Genomic DNA, 23,559 nt, shown 5'->3' with positions numbered 1-23,559 from the left:
CATGCATATCTCCACCCCCGTCGATCGCGCGCTGGCCGCGCCGCCAACACGGGACAAGCATCCGAACGCAATCCTGTCCAAACGCCTCGCGCGCTGGCGCCGGCATGGCGCCGAGATCGCGTACATCAGCCTCAAGGCCTGCGGCTTTCTCGGCACCTGCTGGCTCATGGCCTTCGGCCTGCCGCTGCTGTTCTTCCTGGCGATTTCGGGCGGCAATCTCGACGTGCTGTTCTGGCAGGTCGACAATCTCGCCGCACGCTGGATCGCCGCCGGCGAAGCGCGCAAGCTCGCTTTTTCGCAGATGATCCAAATCGTGCTGATCTCGAGCACGACGCTGATCGCGATGTGGCGTCTGCCGGCCTTTCTGGCAGACGTCACCGGCAACACCGCACACCAGGATAACGCACAATGAGCGGCCTCGTCCCATTCGCGGCGCGCCGGCAGGTCTTCGGCGTTCCGCTCGCCTCGCTCGGGCTTGGCGTGCTGCTCCTCGCAGCGCTGCTCTGGGGCGCCTGGACAACGCGCACGCTGCTCGCGCTGCAAAGCCGCGAGGTCGTGACCGTCGAACTCTCGGGGCTGATCGGCGCTTTCGTCGAGGCCGAAGCCAGGAGCGGCGCCGACCCCGAAGCAAGCCAGCGGCGTGTCGCGGCCTATCTCGAAGCCATCGATGCCTCGGTCGATGCGCAGGGGCGCAACGGCCGCACCGTATTGGTCGGAGAGGCCGTGCTCGCGGGCCAGGCCCGCGACATGACGCCCATCGTGCGCGCCGATGTCGCGCGGCGGATGCAGGAATTGGACCATGCCGCGCGCTGATCGTCTCATCCCTCGTCTTCGGCCCCGACCCCGCTCAAGCCGGATCTGGCCGCGCCTGACGCTGCTGGCAGGTCTGGGCGCCGGCACGCTGGCGCTCACCGCGCTCCAAGGTTTTGCCCAGAGCCATGCGCTGCTGATCAATGCCAGCCCTTCGCTGCCGCATTGGGCGATCTGGCTGGAGAAAGACGCCGTGCCGACGCGCGGCGCAATCGTGCTGTTTGCGCCGCCGCCGTCAAAACTCCTGACCGCGCATTTCGGAAAAAGGCCGCAGCCCTTCGGCAAGCGCGTGCTCGGCATGCCCGGCGACGTGGTGACGCGGCAGGGCCGGACGTTCGCGATTAACGGTGAGGTCGTCGCCACGGCCAAGCCCAAAAGCCGCAAGGGCGAAGCGCTCGCCTTGGGGCCGACGGGCACGATCCCCGCCGGCTGCTACTACGTTGGCACCGACCATCCCGATTCCTTCGACAGCCGCTATGCCCCGATCGGATGGATTTGCCAGGACCGCATCCTTGGGGTCGGGAGGCCGATCCTGTGATCCGGATGCCCGGCCTTACCCTCCTGCTACCGCTCGCGCTGGCCGGCCTTGCCGCCGCAATGCCCGCGGCGGCGCGCGACTATGGCCAGCAGGGCACGGTCTGGGCCATCGCCGAACCCGACCTGCTCTCGCAGATCCACGCGCGCCTTGCTGCGCTCGAGGCCAGCGGCGCCACGAAAAAACTCAACGAACGCCTTAAGCAGCGCACGATCGCCCGCGTCAATCGGCCGAGCCCGGTCGCCGGACTCGTGCGTGCCGAAGCCCCGCGGACCTGGCTGTTCGATCCGACGATTGCGGTCGCCGACAACATCACCGACGACAAGGGCCGCGTCATCATTGCCGCAGGCACCAGGGTCAATCCGCTGGACAGCGTGCCGCTGCGCCAAGCGCTCGTCTTTCTCGATGGCGACGATCCCGAGCAGCTCGCCTGGGCGACAAAGACTTACGCCGGCAACAAGGCGAAATTCATCCTGGTGGCCGGCGCGCCGCTCGAGCTGATGAAGGCCCGGCAACGCCGGTTCTGGTTCGACCAGGAGGGCAAGCTGGTGCGCCGCTTCGGCATCCGCGCGATGCCCGCCGTCGTCGAACAGCAGGGTCGTCAGCTCCAGATCCGCGAACACGCGCTGCCATCCAAACGGGAGCGGCAGCCATGACGCGTCGCCCTTTCCCTATGATCGTCCGGCTTCTGGTCGTCATGCTCGCCTGCCTAACGCTGGCCGCCACGCCGGCGCGCGCCGATGCCGGGCCCGGGCGCTGCACCGGGAGTTTCGTCAACCCGATCACCGATATCTGTTGGTCCTGCCTGTTCCCGATCTCGGTCGGGAGCCTGAAAATCTGGCCGTCGAACCGGCCCGATCCCGACAATCCCGACTTGCCGGTGTGCCTCTGCGGTCTGCGCCCCGGCATCGCCATGGGTTTCTGGGAGCCGGTCCGGCTCGCCGATGTGTCGATGAAGCCCTGGTGCTTCGTGAATCTCGGCGGAATGAAGCTCGATCCCGGTTTCGACATCGGCTTCAAGACCATGGCCGGGCCATCGGCGGTGGGCGGCGCGACGCAGTACCATTCGCAGTGGCACGTCCACTGGTACGCCTATCCGCTGATCTACTGGATGGAGCTCGTCGCCGATTTCCTGTGCCTGGAAACAGGCTCGGTCGACATCCTCTATATCTCCGAGCTCGATCCGCTCTGGCAGGATTCCGAACTCACCGCGATCATCAATCCCGAGGCCGTGCTTTTCGCCAATCCGCTGGCGCTGGCGGCCTGTGCCGCCGATTGCGTCGAGGCGACCCGGAAACTGCCATCTGATAAGCTGTTCTGGTGCGCGGGCTGCCAGGGCTCGATGTATCCGCTTAACGGCAATGTCTCGGCGACGATCGGCCATGTTCAGGCCTCGCGCCTCGTGCTCTCGCGCTTTGCCTACAAGCTCCACCGCGAACTCGCCGCCTGGGGCACGATGGGTTCGAAGGGCCTGTGCGGCAAATACCTGATGCCGGTGATGCGCAAGCAGCAATACCGCTTCCAGGCCACCAATCCCAACCCCCAGACGAGCGGACGCTATGCCTGCGCCCCCATCGGTGCCTCGACCACCTTTATGTCCGCTGGCCAGGTCTATCCCGCCATCGGCGAGGACATGGGCTACCTCGTCTGGCGCAAGCGGAACTGTTGCGCTTTATGACCAGCAAAATCTCCCTCGCCATGCTCGCCAGCCTCGCGGTGACCGCAGGCCTTGCCGCCGCCTCGGCGCAAGTCCATGACCCCGAACTCGATCTCGCTGCGATCCGCGCCAAGGCCAGGGCGCAGGCCAGCGATGCCGAAACGCTCGCCGCCGAGGCGCGCCGCCGCGCCGAAGCGGTGACCGAGCAAGCCAAGGCGGCCGCGCAAGACGGCGCCGACAACGGCGCGCGTTATACCGCCGCGGCAAAAACAAGTGCCGCCAAGCCCGATGACAGCCAGACCTTCGATTTCGACCGGATGATCGTCGATGCGGGCGAGATGGCCGAGGCCGAACTGGCCGGCCAGCCCCGGCTGATCGCCTTTGCCAGCACGTCGATGCCCAAAGCGGCGCTCGCCGCGATGATCGCCGATGTTGGCAAGGCGGGCGGTGTGGTCGTGCTACGCGGATTTCCGCAAGGGAGCGTCAAACGCCTTACCGCCGCGCTCGCGCCGATTGCTGAGGGCAGCGCCCATCTCGAGCATGTCGGCATCGACCCGCGCCTGTTCCGCGCCTTCGGCGTCGAGGCCGTGCCGACCTATGTCGTTGCCGCGAGCGACTTCGATCTTTGCGACGGGTTCGACTGCACCACCAACGTCCCGCCGCACGACCGGATGTGCGGCAATGTCACGCTCGCCCATGTCCTCGAGACCTTCGCGCAAGGGAACGGCCCCGGCGCGCGGATCGCCGCGCAGCATCTTGCCCGGCTTGAGGGAGTCCAACCATGATGCGCGTGCCAACCGCCGCCGCCATCGCACTGTCGGTCGTACTCGTCTCGGGTCTTGGCGCCATCGAGCCCGGCATGGCCCAAACCACGACCGGCGACGCGAAAGCCGACGGCAAGGCTTTTGCCGGATCGCTCGCCAGTCGCGCGCAGGAGGCTGCCACCACCACGCCCGATCCGTCGCTGATACCCAATTACGATGCCGATCCCATCGAAAGCACTTATGGCGATGATCCCGACAACCTTACATCCCGCGCCGCCAGCGCCGCGCCCGCCCACACCGGCTACCGCGTCATGCGCGAGTCCATGGAGAGCCGCGCCACTTTCGATCCCGCCGATATCGAGGCCGTGCTCGCGCGCAGCACGACCATCAGCGAGGATCCCTTGTCCTATACCAGCGGCATGTCGGTCACCGGCAGCCAAGGGGCCTGCGTTCCGCTCCCCGGCGGGACCGCGTCGCCGGGGCGCTATTACGCCACCTGTAATGCCGGTTACACCGCGAAGCAGGACCTGCTCACCTGCCCGATTACGCTGGAAGCCCGGATCGAGCAGCAGACGCGCTACCAGTATTACTGCGTCGAAGGGTCAGGCATTGATCCCACCAGCCCGTACTACTGCAGCAATTTTTCGGCTGACACCTACACGGTCACGCAGTCGATCCCGATCTGTGGCTACTGGTCGGGCTATTACTGGGGCTGCTACGGCACCTTGCGCGTCGACGTGCTCTCATGCAGCGCGCCCGTCCCGCCGCTCGAGCCCTACGCGACCAGCCTCGAGGACGTGCTCGTCACCACGCGCAACGAGAGCGCCTGCGCCGGGCTCGAAGCTGACGATACCTGCGCGCGCGAAGTCGAGACCTGCACCGATTCCGATCCGGTGACGCGGATCATCGATGGCCAATCGGTGACGAAACCCTGCTGGGCCTGGGAACGCAGCTACACCTGCAACAGATATGCAGCCGCCGAGGATTGCGTCACGCTCGAGACGACACCCGGTTGCACGCTGGTGCGCGAGGATTGCCTCTCGGGCGAACCCTGCCGGACCTGGGAGCGCGTCTACGATTGTCCGCTGCCCGACGAAGAAACAGGCACCACCCAGTATATCTGCGACGGGGATGTCTATTGCATCGATGGTTCGTGCGAGACGATCGAGCGCACACCGAATGACGAATTCAAGGATGCGGTCGTAGCGCTGAACGCCATGGACCAGGCCCGCCGCGAATTCGATCCTGATACACTCCGCCTCTTCGAAGGCACGCGCAACACCTGCTCGTCGAAGGTCTTCGGCGTCCTCAACTGTTGCAAGGGCAAGGGTTTCCCCCTGCTGCCCGGCTCGCAGCTCCTCGTGGCCTTGGGCTGCAGTAGCGAGGAAGTGCTGCTCCATGAACGCGATGCGCAGGGCCTGTGCGCCTATGTCGGGAGCTATTGCTCGGACAGTTTTCTGGGCGTCTGCCTCACCAAGAAGAAGGTCTATTGCTGCTTTGAATCGAAGCTCAGCCGGATCCTCCAGGAACAGGGCCGGGTGCAGCTGAACAAGCCCTGGGACAGTCCCAAGCGCGAGCAATGCGAAGGCTTCACCATTGACGAATTCGCGCGGCTCGATTTGAGCCGGATGGATTTCTCCGAAGTCTACGCCGAGTTCACCGACGCCGCGCGCCTTCCCGACGAGCTCGAGGCAGCGAGCGACATCCAGCAGAAAATCGAGGACTACTATGCCCGTTCCGGCTCCTGAGACCTGGCGGCGCCTCGCCGTCGCCCTGACGCTTCTCGCCGCGATTATTGTCGCGGCACCAAAGGTTGCCTTGGCCAACGGAAAGTCGACCGACGCACCCTTCGTCGCGACCGGCGACGGCGCCGACGCCTTCTATTGCGAGGAGCGGAGGCTCGGCTACTGGTTCTACTGCGCCCGACCCGAACCGGTCGAGGACGATGCCGACGCTGCCAAGCCGCCCGCATCGAGCGCGGTAGAAAAGCTCGATGCAATCACCATGACCTTGCGCGAGTTGAAGGCGCGCGCGATCATCGAGCCCACGCCGGCCAATGTCACCGCCTATATCCGCTTCCAGCGCCGCCAGCTCGACCAGGCCGCGCTCTTTTCCGATGTCTGGCAACGCGCGATCTGGCAGGATCCCGAGCTCGACTATACCCTGCAACGCCCGGTCTCGACGCTCGGCAAGCGGCAATGGCAGGATGCAAGGAAAGCCGAACGCGATGCTGCCATGCGCTCGCTATCGGCGCGCTATGGCCTGTTCTACTTCTTCGCGCAGAGCTGCGGCGCCTGCGAGGTCATGAGCCCGATCGTGCGCTCGGTGACATCGACCTGGAACATTACCGTACGCGCGATCTCGACCGATGGCGGGCCGTCGAAGCAGTTTCCCGACTACACCGTCGAGACCAACCAGCGCGCCCGCATGGGCCTCGAGCCCAAGGTCACGCCTGCGGTCGTCCTCTGGGACGCGAAAAACCAGCGCGCCATTCCAATCGGCTACGGCGTGATGAGCGCCGACGAACTCCAGGACCGCATCTACCTCCTCACAAGCAAGGACGCCGGACATGATTTTTAGCCGCAAGCCATGGACGGGCGCGCTTGCCGCCCTCGCGCTCATGGGCGCCACGCTCCCCGACCCGGCTTTGGCCGATGTCGGCTCATCAATGGATACCTTCCTCGGCGATCTCGGCGGGGCATCGAATGTCACCGGGCCTACGGCGTTCGAGGGCCAGTCGGCGGGCTATTACAGTCTTGGTAATGTCTGGACGCGCTTTCCGCAGAAAACGACCAATATCGCCAACCTGCAATTGCCGCGCGCCCGCGCAGGCTGCGGCGGCATCGACATCTTTGCTGGCTCCTTCTCGTTCATCAATGCGAGCGAGATCGTCGCGCTTTTAAAAGCCGTCGCCAACAATTCGATCGGCTTTGCCTTCTCCCTCGCGATCGACACCGTCTGCCCCGAATGCTCGAAGATCATGCAGGAATTTTCGCAAAAAGCGCAGCTGATGAACAATCTGAACATCAATTCCTGCGAAATGGCGCAAGGATTGGTCGGCGGCGTCTGGCCCAAGGGCGATCTTGCCGACAAGGCGATCTGCGAAGCCATCGGCAATAGCGAGGGCGTGTTCACCGACTATGCCGCGGCGAAGCACGGCTGCGGCACGAAGGGCGAGCGCGCCAGCACCACCGCAGCAGGCGCGGGCAAGTACGACGACGTCAATCCCGGCGTGCCCCGCAACTACACCTGGACAATCCTCAAGAAGAGCGCCTTCTTCAATCCGGGCGGCAGTTTCGATCGCGAACTCGCCGAATACGCGATGACGCTGATCGGCACCGTCATCTATATCCCGCCCAAGGACGACGAACCCGGCAAGTTCGTGCCCTTTGCCGGCGATGCCTCCTCGACGCTCGTCACCGCGCTGCTCGATGGCACCGCGGCAGGCGATGTGCGCGTGTTCGATTGCAACGAACCCGCCGAGTGTTTGAACCCCAGCTTCAAGACGCTGAACCTGCCTGCCTCGAAGGCGCTTCGCCCGCGCGTCGCCGCGCTCATCACCGGCATGGTCGATGCGATCCGCGACGACACCGCGATCTCCGATGCGCAGAAGGAACTGCTGCAGGTTTCCTCGGTCCCGCTTTACAAGGTTCTCACCGTCCAGGCCGCTTATGGGCGCGGCATGCCGACCGACGACCGCGAAACCCTCGCCGAGATCGCCAGCGTCGACCTCCTCTTCGCGATCCTCGAGCGCATTACCGGCGAAGCGGGCCGCTCGATGACCAGCTTTATCGGCGCCGACGAGGCCAAGCTTGCGATGTGGCAGCGCCAGGTCAGGGACGTGCGCACCGCATTGGCCGACCGGCAGGCCAATACGCATTTACGCGTCAATGCCGTCCTGCAGATCATCGAGAAGACCGCCTTTATCGAGAACGTGCTCGCCGCCTCGATGTCGCCCGGCATGGCCGCCTCGCTCGACTGGTCGCGCGGTGTTCGCACCCGCGCGCTCACCCACTGATCGGGACTTTCCCATGGTCGAGATCTTCACCATCGGCGGCGGCGACTATCTCGTCAGCACCTTCCAGGCCGTCGCCGCCTGGACCGGAAACGGCGGCTACAAGAGCCTGATCCAGGTTGTCATGGTCATGGGGCTGGGGCTCTCCGCCCTCACCCTTGCCTTCAACCAGGACTGGCGCGCCTGGATCAACTGGTTCCTGGGCGCCACCCTCATCTATTCCTGCCTGATGGTGCCGCGGATCGACGTCCATGTGACCGACCGGCTGAACCCGGGCCTGGCGCCGGCAGAAGTCGCCAATGTGCCACTCGGACTTGCGCTCATGGCGAGTTTCACCAGCCAGGTCGGCGACTACCTGACAGGCTCGGCCGAAGTCGTCTTCGGGCTTCCCGGCGATCTCGACTATTCAAAGAACGGCATGATTTACGGCGCGCGGCTTTACGATGCGACGCGATCCTTGCGGATTTCCGATCCGGAATTTGCCGCCAATCTCGACGAGCATTTCAAGCAATGCGTGTTCTACGATGTCCTGCTCGGCCGCATGTCGATGAAGGACCTTGCCGAAAGCAGCGATATCTGGGCGACGATCGCGCCCGGCAGCCAGGCGCGCGCGCAGCGTTTTCTCGTGCGCGACAGTGGCAGCGGCATGGTCACTTCGGACATCGTCACCTGCCGCGAGGCCTATAACGCGCTGTCCACGCAATGGGCCGGGCTGATCGATGACATGGGCAGTGTCTTCGGGCGGCAGCTTTATCCCAACCAGTCCGCCGCGCTCGCCAAGGCCAAGCTCTTTGCTGATCTGCCCATCGCTTACCAGTATCTCGCCGGGGTCTCGGCCAATGCGACCGAGATTTTCCAGCAGACGCTGACCATCAACGCGATGGAAAGCGCCATGCATTCGATGTCGGGGGCGAGCGGCGCTGGGAGCGTCGATGTCTATGCCCAGACCCGCGCCGATATCCAGACCGAGCGCACCTATTCCTCGATTGCCAGCAATGCCATGAAATGGGTGCCACTGTTGAACGTGGTCCTGACCGTCCTGTTCTACGCGCTATTCCCCGTCCTCTACCCGCTGTTCCTGATGCCGCGGTCGGGTCCGGTTGCCCTGAAAGGTTATGTCACCGGCTTCTTCTATCTTGCCGCCTGGGGGCCCTTGTTCGTCATCCTCCACATGATGCTGATGGCCAAGGGCGCGGCCGACATGAGCGCGGTCGCCGGATCGAACGGCCTGACGCTCGCCAGCTTTACCGGCATGGCCGACGTCAACAGCGACATCGGTATTCTTGCCGGCTATCTCATCGCTTCGGTGCCGTTCCTCGCCGGCGGGGTCGCGCGCGGCGCCATGGCGATCTCGCATCATGCGACAAGCTATCTGAACCCCAGCCAGAACGCCGCCGAGGAGGCCGCGCGCGAGGCGAGCACCGGCAATGTTGCCCTCGGCAATACCAGTTTCGAGAATTCGAACGTCCTCACCCGCCAGTTCGCGCAAGGGACCGTTGCGCCGTCCTTTGCCTATGGCGCGGCGCAGACCCGCACCGTCAGCGGCACAGGCTCTGTCGAGACCAGCTATCCCGAAGCCAGCTACGACCAGCTCCCGAATTCGAACTACCCCTTCACGCCCTCGGTCGGCCAGGAAGTCTCGAGCCGGCTTGCCACCAGGGCGAGCGAGGCCCGCGCGAATTCCGAAAGCCTCGCCAATATCGCCGCGCAATCGACCAGCAGCGCCGTCTCGCGGTTTCGCGAACTGCGCGATCAGTACAGCCAGGGCCGCGCCTTCGAGACCGCCACCGGGCAGTCGAATTCCGACAGCATCCAGACCGCCTTTTCCGAGGTCGACCAGGCCTCGCTCGCGCTGCAGCGCCAGTTCGGACTGTCACGGCGGGCGGCAGACGATATCACGACGTCATTCTTCATTGGCGGTGATGCGGGCGTGGGTGCCGCGGCTACGAGCGGCGTCGCATCTGCAAAGGCAGGTCTGAAAGGCGGTGCACAACGCACATGGACGGACAGCGATATCGGGATCGCCTCGGAAGACCGGTCGCGAATCCTCGGTAGCCTTCGCCAGCTATCCGATAGCCGGAATTGGACCAGCACCCGCGACGGATTTGTTCGCACCGTTGGGACGGATTCGAGTTCGTCGGTCTCCACGTCGGCAAGCGGAATGAATGCTTCGCTAACGGAAGCGCAAAGCTATTCAAGAGAAGCGCGGAGATCAGAAGAGATTGCCAATCGCCTAGAACAGCAGGCCTCGCTCTTCGACAGCGGCAGTGCTTCGGGCACGCTTAACCTGTCGCAGGCCTATCGCGAATGGGGGATGGCGGAGATCGACCGAAACCGCGATTTCTACGGCAATGCGCGCTTCGACGATGTCGCGTTCCAGCTCGGCAGCGAAGGCCGGGCACTCCAGACCCGCTTTATCGAAAGCTACGCCGATGTCCTGCGTGACAATATCGAGGACCAGCTTGTGCTGAAATCCGGTCCGGCAGTTGCGCGACCCGACGTGTCTGGGTCGGCTGATGTGCGCAGCCGATCAGGGGTTGGCGGCAATATCGGCGGATCTGTCCCACGCGCCCCGGATATTGGTCCAATCCAGAATGAAGTAGGCCGCGTGCAGTCAAACGGGGACGAACGTGCCGGCAAGGTTCGCGATGCGCTACGGCAATCCACGAAAGATGCACGCGGGGCCAGCGCTGACGCGGCGGATGACGTGAAGAAGTGGTAATACCGGCTGGCGATCTACCACCATCCAGCGAGCGCGCCGCCAAGATATGCGAATCCAGTCACCATGATGAAGCCGACAAACAGATTAAGTTTACGACCCCAGGGATCGGCCCAGGATTTGCGGAAGCGATATTCCATGAGGCGATTTTCGCGGATCGCCTCGTCGACTTCGGCAAAACCCTGCCATTCCTCGCGGTGAGGCTTGTTTCTGGGATCGAAATCGAAATTGGGCATCAGGGCGTTCATCCGGCTACTCCTTAGAACATAGCGGAAACGGAATGGGATTGGGAGGGGAAAATTTGGCCCCTGAGGGTTCGCCGATATTTTGCACCCTCTACTCTCTGACCTCGTTGGCAACTTATCTCGGGCGCTTCAATGAACCACCATCACACCCGGTTTTGGAGATTTCCATCAACATCCGAAGAAGCAACAGGCGATGTGGAATTGGTTGGATCGGGTCGACCACGTCGGACAAACCGGAACGGCGGCTTTCGGGCTACAGATCCGGATAGCGGACATTCCAGCCGAATTATCCGGGCGTCAGCAACGCGCCCGATTACGGCCATTCGCGACGGCATAGCGTTTGCTGGAAAGCCGCCATTCGTTCAGGCCCCGGTCGAGTGTTCAAGATATGGACTTTGCCGCCGTCCCAGCTGCTTAATCAGTCGGCCGCGCTTAGCTGGATCCAGTTTCGGTCACATCATGCTGCAAGCAGTCAGGACAGGGAAGCGAATTTCTCAACACCAGCTTTTCGGCGCACTGGGTCGGTAGCAGCGGGGCTGGCTCGTTTCTCTTCGCGGACGAGCCTTAGAAGTTTTTACAAAATTTGAAGATTTTTCTTGAGATGCGGTTCTGGCATCGAGGCGCGGTTCTTAACCGGCCTGTTCTCGTGATTGATGACTCTGGCGATCCGAGCTAGTCATTTTGCGATGACAGTTCCCACACGACCGCTGCTCGCACTCTACTTGGCTTGGCACCCTTCGTTTACTGCCGGAGATGCGATGGCGAAGACGCTGATGTCGCACTTCAGAAGAGAATTGTTCGACAGCGTTGCCGGAGGAACGGGGCTCAGCGTTCTCTTCCGCTCTGAGGCCGCACCGGGCGAGCCGTCCCCACTGCCCATCGATCCCGAAAGCGCGGAGACGACTGCGGTGATCGTTCTCGGTGACGAGCACATGGTCGACGATCCGGCTTGGCGTCGCTATGTCGAGAGCCTGTCCAAAGAAGCCGAAGCGCGGGGTCTGCGCATGCGGGTGCTACCCGTCGCCTTCGAGCGTTCGGCGACGGCGTTGACGAGTGAGCAGGCCATCCGCTTCGACAAGTTCACGGGTTCGAGTGAAGCCAAGACATCTAGACTCATTTCTGAGCTCACGCTCGAGCTGTGTCGGATGCTTCGCCACTACCTGGTACGGATGGAGCACGGCGACGACAGCGAGGAGGCGCTTGACACCTACCTCGAAAAAGTGACGATCTTTCTCAGCCACTCCAAGCACGCCGGTAATGGTGAAGCGATCGCCAAGGCGCTCCGGGGCCACCTCCACTATGGAAAGGGTCTCTCGTCGTTCTTCGATGTCAATGACATCCCCGCCGGCGTTCCCTTCGACAGGGTGCTTCTCAACAGGGTGCGACAGAGCGCGGTCGTTGCCATTCATACGGACAGCTTCTCATCGCGGGAGTGGTGTCGTCGCGAGATCATAGAGGCGAAGCGCCACAATGTGCCGCTCATCGTGGCGAACTGCATCGGGGACCGTGACGAGCGGGGATTTCCGTATCTCGGGAATGTCCCGATCGTCCGCATGGATCCGGTGGGCATGGACCGCCTTGACGATGTCATCGGGCGGATCCTCGACGAGGTTTTGCGGGATTTCCTGTGGAAGTGCCGGATCGAGGTGACTAGAGTGAGCGATCCCGGGGTCACGTTCATCCCGCGGCCGCCCGAACTCATTTCCCTGGCCGCGCTTCCGAAGTCCGGGATGGCAGGGGACCCGATGATGGTGTATCCCGACCCTCCGCTCAGTCGAGAGGAGCAGAGGCTCTTCGAAGCGGTTGCACCGCAGGTGGAGCTAAGGAGCTTCACCGAGTGGCTGGCGGAGAAGGCGTGATGGCATATAGTGAAGCTCTCTCCGACCAAGCGGTCGCGATCTCCGTTTCCGAGAGCCCTGACCTCGGTGCGCTCGGCATGGGAGAGGCCCACCTGCGGGATGCCACCGCGGAGATGGCGCGCCATCTCCTCGCCCTGGGCGCACGGGTTGCCTATGGTGGCGATCTGCGGGCGGACGGGTTTACGGAAATCCTGTTCGAGCTCGTCGCGCGGCATCGCCGCGATGCTGACGAGGGCGACCAACGTGCGGCTGTCGTAAGCTACCTCGCATGGCCCGTGCACATCTCGAAACCATTCCACGATCTCGAGCGGTATTCTCAGGAATTGGAGGGCATGGCCGAATTGCTCTTCCTCGCTCAGGACGGGACACCGCTGGCGAAGGATCAGCGCCGCGACCTCCAGACCCGTGAGGCAGAGCCCGGCGAGTGGATCGAAGGATTGACGATGATGCGGCGCCGTATGGGTCGCGATACTTCCGCCCGCATCATCGCAGGCGGGAAAGTGGATGGATATCTCGGTGCGATGCCGGGGATTGCCGAAGAGGCGCAGGTGGCCCTGGATGAGCGCCGACCGCTCTACATTCTGGGCGGCTTTGGAGGCTGCGCGGCGGATATCGCCTCGACCTTGGGCCTCGCTGAGGTCCCCGGTGTCACGGCGCGCGACTGGGGCCAGCGCGACATCTTCGCGAATGTTTCGACGGCTGACCTGTCGAACGGATTGATTCCGGAGGAGAACCGTACGCTTGCGGTCACTCCTCACATCGACGAAGCGGTTGCTCTCGTCCTTCGCGGACTTATGCGTCTGCGCCGTGGCCCGGCAGCTCTATGAGCGGCTTTCTGCGCTCATCCGCCGCCTGATGCGGCCGCCTCCGAATATTCGATGCTCCGTTTGTGAAGGTCTACTTCGACCGTGCCACCGCGGTTTCGCTTGAGATCGCGGAACACGGAGAACCCTGCGAGAATGGCCTCCTCCCACATCCAGAGGGGTCGGTCATTCACCTCGTATTCGCGCACCATCTCCTGCACGGTCTTGAGGAGCGCGAAGTCCAGACTGTCGACATGTTCGAATGCACCATGGCGAAGGCCATGCGCGAATATCCAGTTGGAGATGCCCTCTTCCGTAATTTGAGCCCTTGCGCCGTCCTCGATCTCGTCGATCCGACCGTCGCTCTTGCGCTTGACCTTGAGGAGCGAGCGAAGGACGGGCGACCAACCAAGGATGCCCGCGAATGCGAGATGGAAGACGTCGTGGAAGCGATAGTCGTCGTCCCCCGCGCTGTTGTCGGTCAACCGGTCACCTAGGTTGACGCCGTTGATGGACTGGAAAGCATAGGTTGTACCGCCTACCTGCCTCTCCCGGAATTCCACCGCGAAACGTCTAGGGATCTGCTCGTCGGGATGGAAATCCTCGTCGTAGAGCTTCCCGTGATCACGCGTTATCGGCCAGCGACCGAGCAGTTTCGACAGGTTTGCGGTCGCGGCCCCCTCGATACTCACATGCGCCTGCTTAGCCGCATTCACCAGGGCGGCGAATACCAAGGCCAGTCTAGCGTGTAGCTCGCTTCCTGCGGGTCCTTCTCCGAAACGTGACACGATGTCCCCGGTGCGCGCCGCCAGGACCAGCAGCGCCTCGTGTACTGCGGCATTCGACGCGGGCTCCTCAAACAGTGCTGCCTGCGGTTCGAGGTCGGCAAATGTCGTCGCCGCGCCTGAGCCGGTGTCGAGCTCGGTTGTCCCGGCGAGCGCAGACAAGGGGATTCCGGCGACCAACGCTACGTTGGCGAGGTACCACAGCACATCGCCCGTCTCTTCGACTGCCGACCGCGAATAAGCGACGTAGGCACTTCGGTCGCGCTGCTTCTTTTTCAGTTCGCTGAGAAGGCTCCCGACCTCGCCATGCAGGCCTAGGAGGAGGAACCGGAACAGTTCCTCTCCGTCAAGATCACCCTTGTATGTTCGCCGCGCGAATTCCTGGTACTCGTCGAGCGCGAGCGGCCCGCTTGCCCCGTTCCCGAAATCTGATCGAATCGTATCGAGTTCAGGCATGGATCGTCTTGCTCAGCATGCGTCCTCCATCATCGCGACTAGGTCGCGGGGCGTTGTGAGGTCTTCGGGGACGTTCAGGTCCCAGCGGGAGGGAAACTGCGGTCTGGGCAGCGGGTTGGGGCTCGGCCTGTAACTCTGCTTGATCCTGGTGCGGCCACTCACCCCCGCGATGTCGGGATGGGCGACCCGTGCGTACTTGGATATCTCGCAGAAGAGGTTCTGGCAGTCTATCGGCATGAGCGGCCGCCCGAACAGTCCCGGGAACTCGATCCCCCGCCGAGAGAATTCGCGATCCTGATTCTCCGTGACCCAAAATATGAGTTCTTCAGGACCGGCCCCGCCAAGGTCGGAGAAGCATTTCGAGATGCCGTCGATCGCCCCAGGTCCGGCGACGACAAAATCCTCTTCGCTGAAGTCGAGCAGCGCTGAATAGTTGAGATCGATGGCGTACTGGAACGCGAGGAACCGCCCGATACCTGGATAGGACAGGAGCAATTCGAACACTTCCCCGAGCGAGCGCGCCGACATCATCCGACCCGGTAAGTCGTCATCCATCATGCGTCCGATCAGCGCCAGGTGGTTCTCGTGCTTGCGCTTGTAGCCCAACGGCGGTGAAGGCATGATGTAGGCCGCCGAATAGAGCCGGTGACCCGCTCCGAATGCGTCATCCATCACCTTTGTGATCATCGCGGGCGGGGTGGCTTGCCATGAAAGCGGGCCCAATTTCCGCTCGAGGAGAGACCAAGTGTCGATCCTGTTGAAGATCTTGAACAGGATGGTCCTGTAGAAGAGTTCAGCGGGTGCCTGGGAACGGTGTTCCGAATACTGGACGTCATTGATTAGGAACTGGCTCACCCGGTCACTGGCCCGGTAGGCATTGGTGAACCGGTAAGTCCGAAGTACCGGATCAGTCGTCCAGGGCTCTTCCCTCCCGGTGAGCCGCCTCAGGTAAAGTGCCTGGCGCTCCGCGGCGAACCGCCAGTAGGTATCGAAGACCTCCGTCGGCTTCATGGCCAGTGATTACTCCACTAGAAGACGGGTTGGGTCGGTCTCCATACCCCTTTCAGCGGCCGGCGACACCTTTCGGCCGGTGGCTTACCCGGATTTCTGAAGAGCGTATCGTGGTTCGAGGTGGCGTGATGTGACTAATTGCGCTAACCGAGGGAACATTACGTGAATCCGCGGGGAGCATCATGTCGGACAGGGTCTGCAACGTCTTCATCAGCCACATCCACGAGGATGATCATCGGTTGCAGCCGCTGAAGGACCTGCTGAAGTCCAAGGGTTGCGAGGCGCGCGACAGCTCCATCACATCGGAGAAGCCGAACAGGGCGAAGGATCCGGACTACATCATGAACGGTATCCTGAAGCCGGCCATTGATTGGGCCGGCACCTTGGTGGTCCTGGTCACGCCCGACACCAAGGATAGTGACTGGGTCAACAAGGAGATTACCTACGCACACGAGCAGGGCAAGAACATCGTAGGCGTCTGGGATGATCAGCACACCGGGTGCGAACTGCCCGACGCGCTGGAGCAGGTGGCCGACCATATGGTGCCGTGGGACGGTGACCAGATCGTCGATGCGATCTTCGATCGGATGGACGGCTGGCGGGACCCTCAGGGCGATCCTATGACCCCACGGTCGATCCCGCGGTACAGGTGCTGAGGTGGCCCTCTACAGCTACGTGATCGATCATGACTTCGGCTTTGCGCCCAATCCGTTCTTCGGGGCATGCACCCTAGCCACCTGCAAGCCGCAGATTCGCGAACGGGCCTCCTCGGGTGATCACGTCATGGGGACGGGATGCGCCAAGAGGGGGAGATCCGGCAGGTTCGTCTACATGATGCGGATAGACGAGATCATCGAGTACGACGATTACTGGGCTGACGAACGCTTCAAGAAGAAGCGGCCGACCCTCCATAGAGGTATCGCGCATGGGTTCGGCGACAACATCTATCACCGTGACGCCGATGGAAGCTGGCAGCAGGCGAATTCGCTTCACACCTTTCCCGATGGCAGTCCGAACCCCTACAACCGGGAGCATGATACCCATTCGAGGAAAGTGCTGATCGGTAGGGAATTCGTCTACTTTGGTGGAGACGGCCCTCTCGTTCCGGCCGAGTTCCGCGATTGGAAAGGTGACGATGTCTGCGGCAAGAGGGGGTATCGCAGACATTTCGCGGCGGGACTGGCGGAAGCGGTGATCGAATGGGGAATGGGGTTGGGAAGCGGCCTCAAGGGAACTCCGGCGGACTGGACGCGGCTAGATCAAATCAAGGCTTGATCGGCGCCATGCGGTTTCACCCGCGCTTAAGCGCTCCGGGCGCCATTTGTCGTGGAGGAGCTCTGCAATCTCCTCGGCAATCTCACCCACCGTGTGCATTCCGGTACTGCGGGCGATCTTGTTCGCCAGCGACGGACTGAAAACGATCACCTCCTGCTTCGTGATATCGGGCCAGAAGGGGAGAAGGATCTGTCCGCCGGAGATCGTCCGCGTCACGATCCCGTCGACTTCGTAGTTGGTCCAGCCCTTGTCGACGAACGCCGGCGAGAGGACCACCAACCCGACCCTGCTGCTGCGTGCGAGATGAAGATGTCGTAGGTCTCGCCGGACTTCTCAACCGATGGCCCGGGCTCATGGACCAGTGCTGGGACGGAGGACAAAGGAGGGAGCCTCGCGGATTTCCGGAAGGGCGCCCGGCTTCACGCGGACAGACTCTTTCGTACTGCCCTGCAGGCAGTTGTCTTAAACAACCAATCGCAAGCGAGCCGACCCACGTGCTGGGATAATTTCGGTGCGAGGCTAGTCATCTAACGGTTCTTTTGATTATGAACAAGCCAAGAAATCAGGGGGCTGGCTTATGGCGACCGTGCGCCGAAAGTGTTTCATTTCCTATCATCATGCTGACCAAGAGGCGGTCAATCAGTTCGTTCGTGATTTTGATCACGCACATGACTGCTTTATTGCTCGAGGGCTTGGCGAGGAAATGCCGGGCGATATCATCAACAGTAACAACACCGATTACGTCATGTCGAAGATTCGAGAGCGGTTTTTAGCCGACTCTACTGTCACCATTGTCTTATTGGGCCGATACACGTGGGCTAGGCGATACGTAGATTGGGAAATTCAGTCGTCGCTGCGGCGGGGGCAATATTCTACACCCAACGGCCTGCTAGGGATCAAGCTTCCGTCTTACAGCGGTAGCTTTCCTGATCGGTTCAACCGAAACCTATCCTCGGATTTTCCTCGCATTGATTGCTACGCGCGCCACATGGAATATCCGTCCACGACCGCCGGTTTGGTGAACGCCATCGAAGCTGCCTATCAAAGGCGGACCACGCATCAGAATCTTATCGTCAACCCGCGAGCACGGATGTCTTACAACAGACAGTGCCAGTGACGACGACGGCTAATCAATCCGCTGAGGACTCTTCACTCATATCCTTCGTTCTCTCGGAGGATTGGGAAGTTAGCCTACACTTGGACACGCTTCCGCTCGTGGCAGTGATCCTGGCTATCATCATCGGATGGTTCTTGGTCCGAAGGTGGATGGGTCGTAGGTTTCCGCAGTTCGAGATCGACGCGGCGGAGTTTGGTTTCGGTGACCATAAGGTGTCGTTCAAACCAAACAATGTGGATCGTCAAATCGCCTATTCCATCTGGGTCGAACTGAGTACACGGAAGGTCGGCCTACCGATAGATCTGGACGATGACGTGATCGCTGAGGTTTACGACTCTTGGTACGCATTCTTTGCCGTGACGCGCGAACTCATTAAAGACATTCCGGTTTCGAAGGTTCGGCATGACAGTACTGGAAAGATCATCAGTCTTTCAATCGAAGTGCTCAATGAGGGACTCCGTCCCCATCTGACGAAGTGGCAGGTTCGTTTCCGCCATTGGTATGACCTAAAGATGGAGAGCAAGGACGATATATGTCCGCAAGATGTGCAGAAGGAGTTCCCTAGCTACGACGCACTCAGTGCTGATCTTCTCGAAGTAAATCAGCGACTGCGCACCTATCGCACTCGTATGCACGAACTGGTCACAGGCAAGCGTGAGCAAGTGAATGATTGAGTTTGCTACAAGAGGTGATTTTGTTGGCTTCGCAGATAAGATCGGGATTAATGAGCAGGCATCTCTCCGCAAGCGTGCCGAGGACCGCGCTCCGGCAGGTGCGACTTTCCTTTCGCATTCCAGCAAAGACAAAGATCTTGTGACGGGAGCCATCCGCTTATTGGAGGGGCATGGCGCGACGGTCTACCTCGACAAGAAGGATCCCACTCTTCCACCTTACACCAACAAGGACACCGCCAAGGGCTTAAAAAACCGAATTAATCAGAGCGGCAAATTCGTTTTGCTAGCTTCGGAAAATAGCAAAGAGAGTAGGTGGGTGCCGTGGGAGCTGGGCCTGGCCGACGGATACAAGGGTCTAGATAAGACCGCTATCCTTCCAGCAGTCGAGAATCAGCGAGATACCTCGTGGACGAATTGGAAGTATCTCGGCCTGTATGATAGGATCGTGTGGGGCGACCTTCAGGGCCACGAGAAGAAGGTCTGGATGGTCCTTGACCGCCGAAAAAATACGGCAGTGACCCTTTCAAGCTGGCTAGCACGTTGAACTCAGCGCAGAGGTCAAGTTCAAAATATGCGCCCTATTGCCTTTGAGGCCGCATCTATGAGAGATTTACGGAAGCTCTAGTAATCAGTGAGAAAATGATGGACTCAGTTGGGTTCGAACCTAGGATTTGCTGATAACGGGTCAGCTGCGCAATGGCAGCTTATCGCTGTTCTACACCTGAAACGCGACATTCAGCAATCGGCCCAGTTCCGGGCGTTACCGAAAGCCTGAACCGACGGCAGCTTCTGATAGATTAAACCGAGAGCGGCAATGGCCGCTCTGTCGGCGACTTAAGCCGCTCCACGCAGATGGCGGCACTCGAGCAACTCGAGCCGTTCCCCGACCGATGCCAGAACGGCTGTTCCTGCCGAGGCACGCGATACGCACATAATTGAGCGGACTGGAAGCAGTGCGTCCCAACCTTGACCGTTCTGCGACTGCAGCATGTCCCGACAATCGACGTTCGCTCAAGTAAGGCCGACCAGAACCCTTCGGTGGTTAACAGAACAACAGCTTTCTAGTGAAGGTCACCTCCAGCCCTCCGTTCAGCTCATGAGTTTGTAGCCAGTCGATTGTTCAATTTGGCAAGGAGACAGTCGCGATGGCGCGTACCTCGGCGAGCAGGAGTGGGGAAAGCCCTAACGTCTCTAGCGGCCGGGTACGCAGCCACTGTAGCGCACTGGCGGTGTCGAGGTCCTTACGGGCGGACATTTCGTTCAGTTTCATAGCGGTTACACGCGACAAGCCCAGCGAGATAAAGCTGATCATGGTTTTGTCGGATGCGCCGATCTCCAGATAAAGGGGCAAAGACGGAATGCTCGAGACCATGTCAACCAATCCCGCGCTGTCGAGGGCGTAGACAAGAAGGGCGCTATAGCAACCAAACAGCCGAACGGCTTGGAAACGGATGTCGCCCTCGATCAAATCGAGAGTGTTTCTAATCGTCGTGCGGACAGCCTTCGACGCATTTCGTGCAATTTGCTCGTCGATGATCTGAGGAAGCGGCAGGCCGAGCATCCAGCGTCGCGCGATCAGAGCGTGGAACCGATGCAGATTCTTGGAGGTGTCGATGCCGAGAATGATCTCGTGGCAAAGCTCCAAGACATCCGCATAGGACTGGAAAGCTTCACTCTCGCGGGGGTGCAGCGGAATCAGGGTCCGAGCGACGTCGGGGCCTTGGGCCACTTTCGCGCTTATCCGGTCGTAGAGCCGCTGTTGTTTGTGTGCGGATATGTTTGGAGTCCGGCGGATAACCGCCGCTGGGAGGGTGAGTTTTTCACTGGCGGTGGCGAGCGCAGCCTCTAGCAGGCCCGACTGAGCATCGCCTGCAGCGAGGCCCGCTCGTTCGAATGTCTGACTGAGGTCTCCGCCTTTGAAATCGGTATAAAGGCGGACGAAGGTGGTCTCGAGATCGGTTTCATCGAAGCGGCCAGCGCTCGGCGTGCCGGCGATAACGGTAATGAGCTGATCGTGATGGTGGTTCAGGCTGGTTTCAATCGCCGGAGTGATGATTGAGTCCTTTGGCCCTTCGAGCGGCTTCTTCTTCCATTTGTCGTAGTCGATGAGGAAGATGTTGCCTTGGAATTCTCGTTTCAGTCTGCCAGCGCGACCGGCAAGATTCCAGAAGTCGGTCGACTCCAAAGCTTTGGTCCGCCCCTTCTCCGGAGCAAACATGAAGATGTTTTTGGCAGGCAGATTGACGCCTTGCAGCAGCGTGCTCGTGCACACGAGGAAGTCAACCTCACCGGACGATACTGCCGCTTCAATTGCGCGTCGAAGCTGAGTGGGGATGTTGGAATAGTGAAACGCGACGCCGAACTTGACGCACTCAACCAACGCGTAGTTGGCATGGACCGCTTCTTTAGCCAGCTCCGACAGAGCCAAGCGCGCGACGGTCGGCTCGCGATCAGACATCAGCTCGGCCAGTTGGAGCGCAACGCTCTCGGCCTCAGCTGCGCCGTTTGCATAGATGATGTTCGAATGTCCGCGCCCGAGTTCCGCCGGGATATGGACGAGTTTCTCTGTTCGGCTCGCGACAGTTCGATCCAGCTGCAGCGTCGCGACTGGCTGTAGCGCCTTTGATCCATCCCCGGCGGTCTTGATTGAAAGTTTGCCCTTGGTCGCTGACTCGATGGTGGTGACCAGGAAGTTCTGGGCAACGGTCGGCTCTACAGACGATAACTCGTTCACGTCGTCCAAGCCAAATAGCCGGCCGAAGATATCGAGATTGCGGATTGCCGGACTGGCGAAGAGGATCTGGGATGTCGGATTGCGGACAAGCAGATCATCGATAACCCATTGAAGCAGAACTCCACGCGATCCGTCCTCGATCGAATGCGCTTCATCGACGATAATCACGCTGGCGCTAAAGTCAGGATGGGCGCCGAGAGCGAGTTGCACCCTCTCTTGCGTCATCACATAAATGGCGCGCTCGGCAAGCGTGGTGTCCGCGTCGACCGGCACCGTGACAATGTCGGGAACATCGCGTGTCGTTCCCTCGAACTGGGTCTTCAGATCCTCCGCGACCTGAGCGATCAAGGCACGAGTCGGGACGATGTAGACAACCGATTTTGCCCAGTCGTTACCAAAGAGCGCCGAAAGATACCCCTGCAATACAAAGGATTTTCCCGCCGATGTGGGAGCGGCCAGCGCGATTCGGCGGCTCTGCATAAGGCTAAGCCAAAGCTTCTGCTGGAAGTCTGTCAGCAACACCTTGTGCCCGTTTATCGTCACCTCATGCGCATCGGCCGACGCGATTTCTTCAGCGATAAGCGCGAAGGGAAGGCTGGGCTGTGCGGAATCTACGTCTGCTCTAGTGCCGATGGATGGGAAGTTGCCTAGACGCATAAGCACGACGCGCAGGGCCTGATCCAAGGGCACCTGTTCGGTGCCAAACAGATCGTATGCATAAGTCGCCACCCTGAAGGCGGCGCGTCGATGATTTGCTGTCTCCGAGCAAGCCAGGATGGCCGCTGAACGCATCAACCGCGTGGCATCTGTAATGTCTGCGGGGCCGGCATCGACGCCGCCGATCTCTTTAGTGAGCCATGCGAGCTCGATGCGGTGCGCCGCGTCGTGAAATCTGGGATTTCCCCAAACTTTGTCAGCCAGTTCCTGCATCATGGCAGCCAGCCAATCCGGGTCTGGAAGAGATCGCGAAATTCCTGGACGGAGGGGAGCGGGAAGAAGAAGAGCTCCACATCCTGAGATTCCAGTCCCGCCGCCTCTAGCGCAGCAGCAACCTTGGGAGCGACCGCTTTAAGATGCTCCTTCGCCAGCGCTCTAAAGGCATCCTCCGCGCCTTGGTCGCCGGCGGCGCTGGCCTTCTGGAAGCCGTCGAAATCGAAGCCGATCAGGCAGGTGATGACGTCTTTGCGCTCGTTATATTCTTCCTCATGAGGATCCAGGTATCGCAGAAGGGCATCCTTGCCTTCGGTGCCCAATCCTGTGAAATCGATATTTCGCTGAACAAGCTGCAGTTCGTGGTCCAGCTCGTCCGGCTCCAACGATTTTGCGATCGATTTCGCGGCGGACATTATGGCTGCACCGACGTCGCCATACATTTTCGACTCTCCCCAATAGAGAAAAAGCCGCGCGGTATCGGGGCAGTATCGAACATGGACCCCGTCCGCGCCGTGAACGGGCATCTGCGGATTGGTTTTTAAGGTCATCTTCGCGATGACCTGTGGAGCGCCTAAAATCCATTCTGTCAGGAGGTACAACAGTAGCTCGCCGGCTTCGCCATTCCGGTTTGTTGCCTTGTGTGCCTTGATGAAGAGCTTGGCGGCCGCATCATTAAGTTGAGTGGTTTTTACCAGGAAATCGTCGAACGGCAAGATCGACTGCAGCGCTCTCACTGCATCAATTTCCTTTCGCGTCAGCGCGAAAGGGGTCAGATGAAGCCATGCCAGTTCCACCAGTTCGTGAACCGTAGTTTTGCCCTGCCGGAATGCCGGGAAATGCAGTCGAAGAGTGACGCCTGTGCACTCACACAATACCTCATGCTGTAACTCTCTTATCCTCGGCCCTAGCTTGGAATAGTCGCGACGAAGAGCCGCCAGAACCGCATCCAAGTCCGGGCTTTGTTCTGTGCTCTGCTCGCTCAACTTGCCCCCATCGATCTTACCCCACCAACAAGCGTAGCGCGAAGATACGCTAAAGTAAGCAGAAACTTGGCCTAAGGCGAAGGGTCAAGATGGCCGGCGAAGTAGACAATCGAGCCAACTCTTAGTTAGGCGGCAGCGAGTTTGCACAGACCCGCCTCGTCGTAGGCCCATTGATTGCGGGGGC

At 60.9% G+C, this 23,559-nt stretch carries 23 protein-coding genes; 17 read left to right on the top strand and 6 right to left on the bottom strand.

What is annotated here, in order from left to right:
• Position 1 precedes the first annotated feature (1 nt).
• The 10 genes from Q0897_RS11990 to Q0897_RS11945 all read left to right on the top strand — a co-directional run bounded on the left by Q0897_RS11990 (position 2) and on the right by Q0897_RS11945 (position 10,503).
• Entirely contained in the window at positions 2–412 is a 411-nt protein-coding gene (locus tag Q0897_RS11990; protein ID WP_299309682.1) for a hypothetical protein, read from the top strand.
• Positions 409–813, top strand: coding sequence for a TrbI F-type domain-containing protein (locus tag Q0897_RS11985; RefSeq protein ID WP_299309681.1), 405 nt, complete (start codon positions 409–411; stop codon positions 811–813). The genes Q0897_RS11990 and Q0897_RS11985 overlap by 4 nt, the downstream gene beginning before the upstream one ends.
• Complete coding sequence (locus Q0897_RS11980; RefSeq protein ID WP_299309680.1) at positions 800–1,348, top strand: S26 family signal peptidase; 549 nt, start codon at positions 800–802, stop codon at positions 1,346–1,348. Before Q0897_RS11985 ends, Q0897_RS11980 begins: the two co-directional genes overlap by 14 nt.
• Positions 1,349–1,353: 5 nt before the next feature.
• Positions 1,354–2,001, top strand: a complete 648-nt coding sequence (gene traW, locus Q0897_RS11975; protein ID WP_299309745.1) for a type-F conjugative transfer system protein TraW — start codon at positions 1,354–1,356, stop codon at positions 1,999–2,001.
• Positions 2,002–2,042: 41 nt separating this feature from the next.
• Positions 2,043–3,023 (top strand): conjugal transfer pilus assembly protein TraU, encoded by a 981-nt coding sequence (gene traU, locus Q0897_RS11970; protein WP_299309744.1) that lies wholly within the window; start codon positions 2,043–2,045, stop codon positions 3,021–3,023.
• The gene (gene trbC, locus Q0897_RS11965) at positions 3,020–3,787 is read left to right on the top strand and encodes a type-F conjugative transfer system pilin assembly protein TrbC (protein WP_299309679.1); all 768 of its coding nucleotides are present in this window, start codon (positions 3,020–3,022) and stop codon (positions 3,785–3,787) included. Before traU ends, trbC begins: the two co-directional genes overlap by 4 nt.
• A 74-nt stretch (positions 3,788–3,861) precedes the next feature.
• Positions 3,862–5,514, top strand: a complete 1,653-nt coding sequence (locus Q0897_RS11960; protein ID WP_299309743.1) for a conjugal transfer protein TraN — start codon at positions 3,862–3,864, stop codon at positions 5,512–5,514.
• Positions 5,495–6,346 (top strand): conjugal transfer protein TraF, encoded by an 852-nt coding sequence (locus Q0897_RS11955; RefSeq protein WP_299309678.1) that lies wholly within the window; start codon positions 5,495–5,497, stop codon positions 6,344–6,346. Before Q0897_RS11960 ends, Q0897_RS11955 begins: the two co-directional genes overlap by 20 nt.
• Positions 6,347–6,386: 40 nt before the next feature.
• Entirely contained in the window at positions 6,387–7,784 is a 1,398-nt protein-coding gene (locus tag Q0897_RS11950; RefSeq protein WP_299309742.1) for a conjugal transfer protein TraH, read from the top strand.
• A 13-nt stretch (positions 7,785–7,797) separates the two neighbouring features.
• Positions 7,798–10,503, top strand: a complete 2,706-nt coding sequence (locus Q0897_RS11945) for a conjugal transfer protein TraG N-terminal domain-containing protein (protein ID WP_299309677.1) — start codon at positions 7,798–7,800, stop codon at positions 10,501–10,503.
• Positions 10,504–10,517: 14 nt separating this feature from the next.
• Here the strand turns inward: Q0897_RS11945 and Q0897_RS11940 are convergent, their stop codons facing one another.
• Positions 10,518–10,748: a hypothetical protein gene (locus Q0897_RS11940; protein WP_299309676.1), complete on the bottom strand. Its 231-nt coding sequence runs from the start codon at positions 10,746–10,748 to the stop codon at positions 10,518–10,520.
• A 755-nt stretch (positions 10,749–11,503) separates the two neighbouring features.
• On the opposite strand from Q0897_RS11940, the gene Q0897_RS11935 reads away from it, so the two are divergent.
• A complete protein-coding gene (locus tag Q0897_RS11935) occupies positions 11,504–12,604 on the top strand; it encodes a TIR domain-containing protein (RefSeq protein ID WP_299309675.1) in 1,101 nt (366 codons plus the stop codon).
• Positions 12,604–13,431 (top strand): hypothetical protein, encoded by an 828-nt coding sequence (locus tag Q0897_RS11930; protein ID WP_299309674.1) that lies wholly within the window; start codon positions 12,604–12,606, stop codon positions 13,429–13,431. Before Q0897_RS11935 ends, Q0897_RS11930 begins: the two co-directional genes overlap by 1 nt.
• A gap of 14 nt (positions 13,432–13,445) precedes the next feature.
• On the opposite strand, the gene Q0897_RS11925 is transcribed toward Q0897_RS11930, so the two are convergent.
• Entirely contained in the window at positions 13,446–14,648 is a 1,203-nt protein-coding gene (locus Q0897_RS11925) for a nucleoside triphosphate pyrophosphohydrolase family protein (protein ID WP_299309673.1), read from the bottom strand.
• Between the two features lie 12 nt (positions 14,649–14,660).
• Positions 14,661–15,659 (bottom strand): nucleotide kinase domain-containing protein, encoded by a 999-nt coding sequence (locus tag Q0897_RS11920; protein ID WP_299309672.1) that lies wholly within the window; start codon positions 15,657–15,659, stop codon positions 14,661–14,663.
• A 182-nt stretch (positions 15,660–15,841) separates the two neighbouring features.
• On the opposite strand from Q0897_RS11920, the gene Q0897_RS11915 reads away from it, so the two are divergent.
• On the top strand, positions 15,842–16,315 hold the full coding sequence (locus tag Q0897_RS11915) for a TIR domain-containing protein (protein WP_299309671.1): 474 nt from the start codon (positions 15,842–15,844) through the stop codon (positions 16,313–16,315).
• Between the two features lies 1 nt (position 16,316).
• Positions 16,317–16,934 (top strand): hypothetical protein, encoded by a 618-nt coding sequence (locus Q0897_RS11910; RefSeq protein ID WP_299309670.1) that lies wholly within the window; start codon positions 16,317–16,319, stop codon positions 16,932–16,934.
• Here Q0897_RS11910 and Q0897_RS11905 read toward each other — a convergent pair.
• The gene (locus Q0897_RS11905; protein WP_299309669.1) at positions 16,914–17,210 is read right to left on the bottom strand and encodes a hypothetical protein; all 297 of its coding nucleotides are present in this window, start codon (positions 17,208–17,210) and stop codon (positions 16,914–16,916) included. The genes Q0897_RS11910 and Q0897_RS11905 overlap by 21 nt on opposite strands.
• Before the next feature lie 301 nt (positions 17,211–17,511).
• Between Q0897_RS11905 and Q0897_RS11900 the strand changes: the two genes are divergently transcribed.
• The 3 genes from Q0897_RS11900 to Q0897_RS11890 all read left to right on the top strand — a co-directional run bounded on the left by Q0897_RS11900 (position 17,512) and on the right by Q0897_RS11890 (position 19,269).
• The gene (locus tag Q0897_RS11900; RefSeq protein ID WP_299309668.1) at positions 17,512–18,051 is read left to right on the top strand and encodes a TIR domain-containing protein; all 540 of its coding nucleotides are present in this window, start codon (positions 17,512–17,514) and stop codon (positions 18,049–18,051) included.
• A 98-nt stretch (positions 18,052–18,149) separates the two neighbouring features.
• Positions 18,150–18,725 carry a hypothetical protein gene (locus Q0897_RS11895; RefSeq protein ID WP_299309667.1) on the top strand — a complete coding sequence of 192 codons (576 nt, stop codon included), beginning with the start codon at positions 18,150–18,152 and terminating at the stop codon, positions 18,723–18,725.
• On the top strand, positions 18,718–19,269 hold the full coding sequence (locus Q0897_RS11890; protein WP_299309666.1) for a toll/interleukin-1 receptor domain-containing protein: 552 nt from the start codon (positions 18,718–18,720) through the stop codon (positions 19,267–19,269). The genes Q0897_RS11895 and Q0897_RS11890 overlap by 8 nt, the downstream gene beginning before the upstream one ends.
• 576 nt (positions 19,270–19,845) lie before the next feature.
• On the opposite strand, the gene Q0897_RS11885 is transcribed toward Q0897_RS11890, so the two are convergent.
• Both Q0897_RS11885 and Q0897_RS11880 read right to left on the bottom strand, forming a co-directional pair.
• Positions 19,846–22,392, bottom strand: a complete 2,547-nt coding sequence (locus tag Q0897_RS11885; RefSeq protein WP_299309665.1) for a DEAD/DEAH box helicase — start codon at positions 22,390–22,392, stop codon at positions 19,846–19,848.
• Positions 22,389–23,375 carry a DUF1837 domain-containing protein gene (locus Q0897_RS11880; RefSeq protein ID WP_299309664.1) on the bottom strand — a complete coding sequence of 329 codons (987 nt, stop codon included), beginning with the start codon at positions 23,373–23,375 and terminating at the stop codon, positions 22,389–22,391. The genes Q0897_RS11885 and Q0897_RS11880 overlap by 4 nt, the downstream gene beginning before the upstream one ends.
• Between the last annotated feature and the right edge of the window lie 184 nt (positions 23,376–23,559).

Origin of the sequence: uncultured Croceicoccus sp. (assembly GCF_947496385.1) — a bacterium.
In the GTDB taxonomy this organism is placed as follows: domain Bacteria; phylum Pseudomonadota; class Alphaproteobacteria; order Sphingomonadales; family Sphingomonadaceae; genus Croceicoccus.
The sequence above is the reverse complement of the archived record's forward strand: the minus strand, read 5'-3'. Positions and strand labels throughout refer to the sequence as shown.

Bases quoted from the DNA above. Each gene is read 5' to 3' on its own strand.
- Q0897_RS11990 (WP_299309682.1), top strand. From the start codon at position 2: ATGCATATCTCCACCCCCGTCGATCGCGCGCTGGCCGCGCCGCCAACA.
- Q0897_RS11985 (WP_299309681.1), top strand. From the start codon at position 409: ATGAGCGGCCTCGTCCCATTCGCGGCGCGCCGGCAGGTCTTCGGCGTT.
- Q0897_RS11980 (WP_299309680.1), top strand. From the start codon at position 800: ATGCCGCGCGCTGATCGTCTCATCCCTCGTCTTCGGCCCCGACCCCGC.
- traW (WP_299309745.1), top strand. From the start codon at position 1,354: ATGCCCGGCCTTACCCTCCTGCTACCGCTCGCGCTGGCCGGCCTTGCC.
- traU (WP_299309744.1), top strand. From the start codon at position 2,043: ATGCTCGCCTGCCTAACGCTGGCCGCCACGCCGGCGCGCGCCGATGCC.
- trbC (WP_299309679.1), top strand. From the start codon at position 3,020: ATGACCAGCAAAATCTCCCTCGCCATGCTCGCCAGCCTCGCGGTGACC.
- Q0897_RS11960 (WP_299309743.1), top strand. From the start codon at position 3,862: ATGGCCCAAACCACGACCGGCGACGCGAAAGCCGACGGCAAGGCTTTT.
- Q0897_RS11955 (WP_299309678.1), top strand. From the start codon at position 5,495: ATGCCCGTTCCGGCTCCTGAGACCTGGCGGCGCCTCGCCGTCGCCCTG.
- Q0897_RS11950 (WP_299309742.1), top strand. From the start codon at position 6,387: ATGGGCGCCACGCTCCCCGACCCGGCTTTGGCCGATGTCGGCTCATCA.
- Q0897_RS11945 (WP_299309677.1), top strand. From the start codon at position 7,798: ATGGTCGAGATCTTCACCATCGGCGGCGGCGACTATCTCGTCAGCACC.
- Q0897_RS11940 (WP_299309676.1), bottom strand. From the start codon at position 10,748: ATGAACGCCCTGATGCCCAATTTCGATTTCGATCCCAGAAACAAGCCT.
- Q0897_RS11935 (WP_299309675.1), top strand. From the start codon at position 11,504: ATGGCGAAGACGCTGATGTCGCACTTCAGAAGAGAATTGTTCGACAGC.
- Q0897_RS11930 (WP_299309674.1), top strand. From the start codon at position 12,604: ATGGCATATAGTGAAGCTCTCTCCGACCAAGCGGTCGCGATCTCCGTT.
- Q0897_RS11925 (WP_299309673.1), bottom strand. From the start codon at position 14,648: ATGCCTGAACTCGATACGATTCGATCAGATTTCGGGAACGGGGCAAGC.
- Q0897_RS11920 (WP_299309672.1), bottom strand. From the start codon at position 15,659: ATGAAGCCGACGGAGGTCTTCGATACCTACTGGCGGTTCGCCGCGGAG.
- Q0897_RS11915 (WP_299309671.1), top strand. From the start codon at position 15,842: ATGTCGGACAGGGTCTGCAACGTCTTCATCAGCCACATCCACGAGGAT.
- Q0897_RS11900 (WP_299309668.1), top strand. From the start codon at position 17,512: ATGGCGACCGTGCGCCGAAAGTGTTTCATTTCCTATCATCATGCTGAC.
- Q0897_RS11890 (WP_299309666.1), top strand. From the start codon at position 18,718: ATGATTGAGTTTGCTACAAGAGGTGATTTTGTTGGCTTCGCAGATAAG.
- Q0897_RS11885 (WP_299309665.1), bottom strand. From the start codon at position 22,392: ATGATGCAGGAACTGGCTGACAAAGTTTGGGGAAATCCCAGATTTCAC.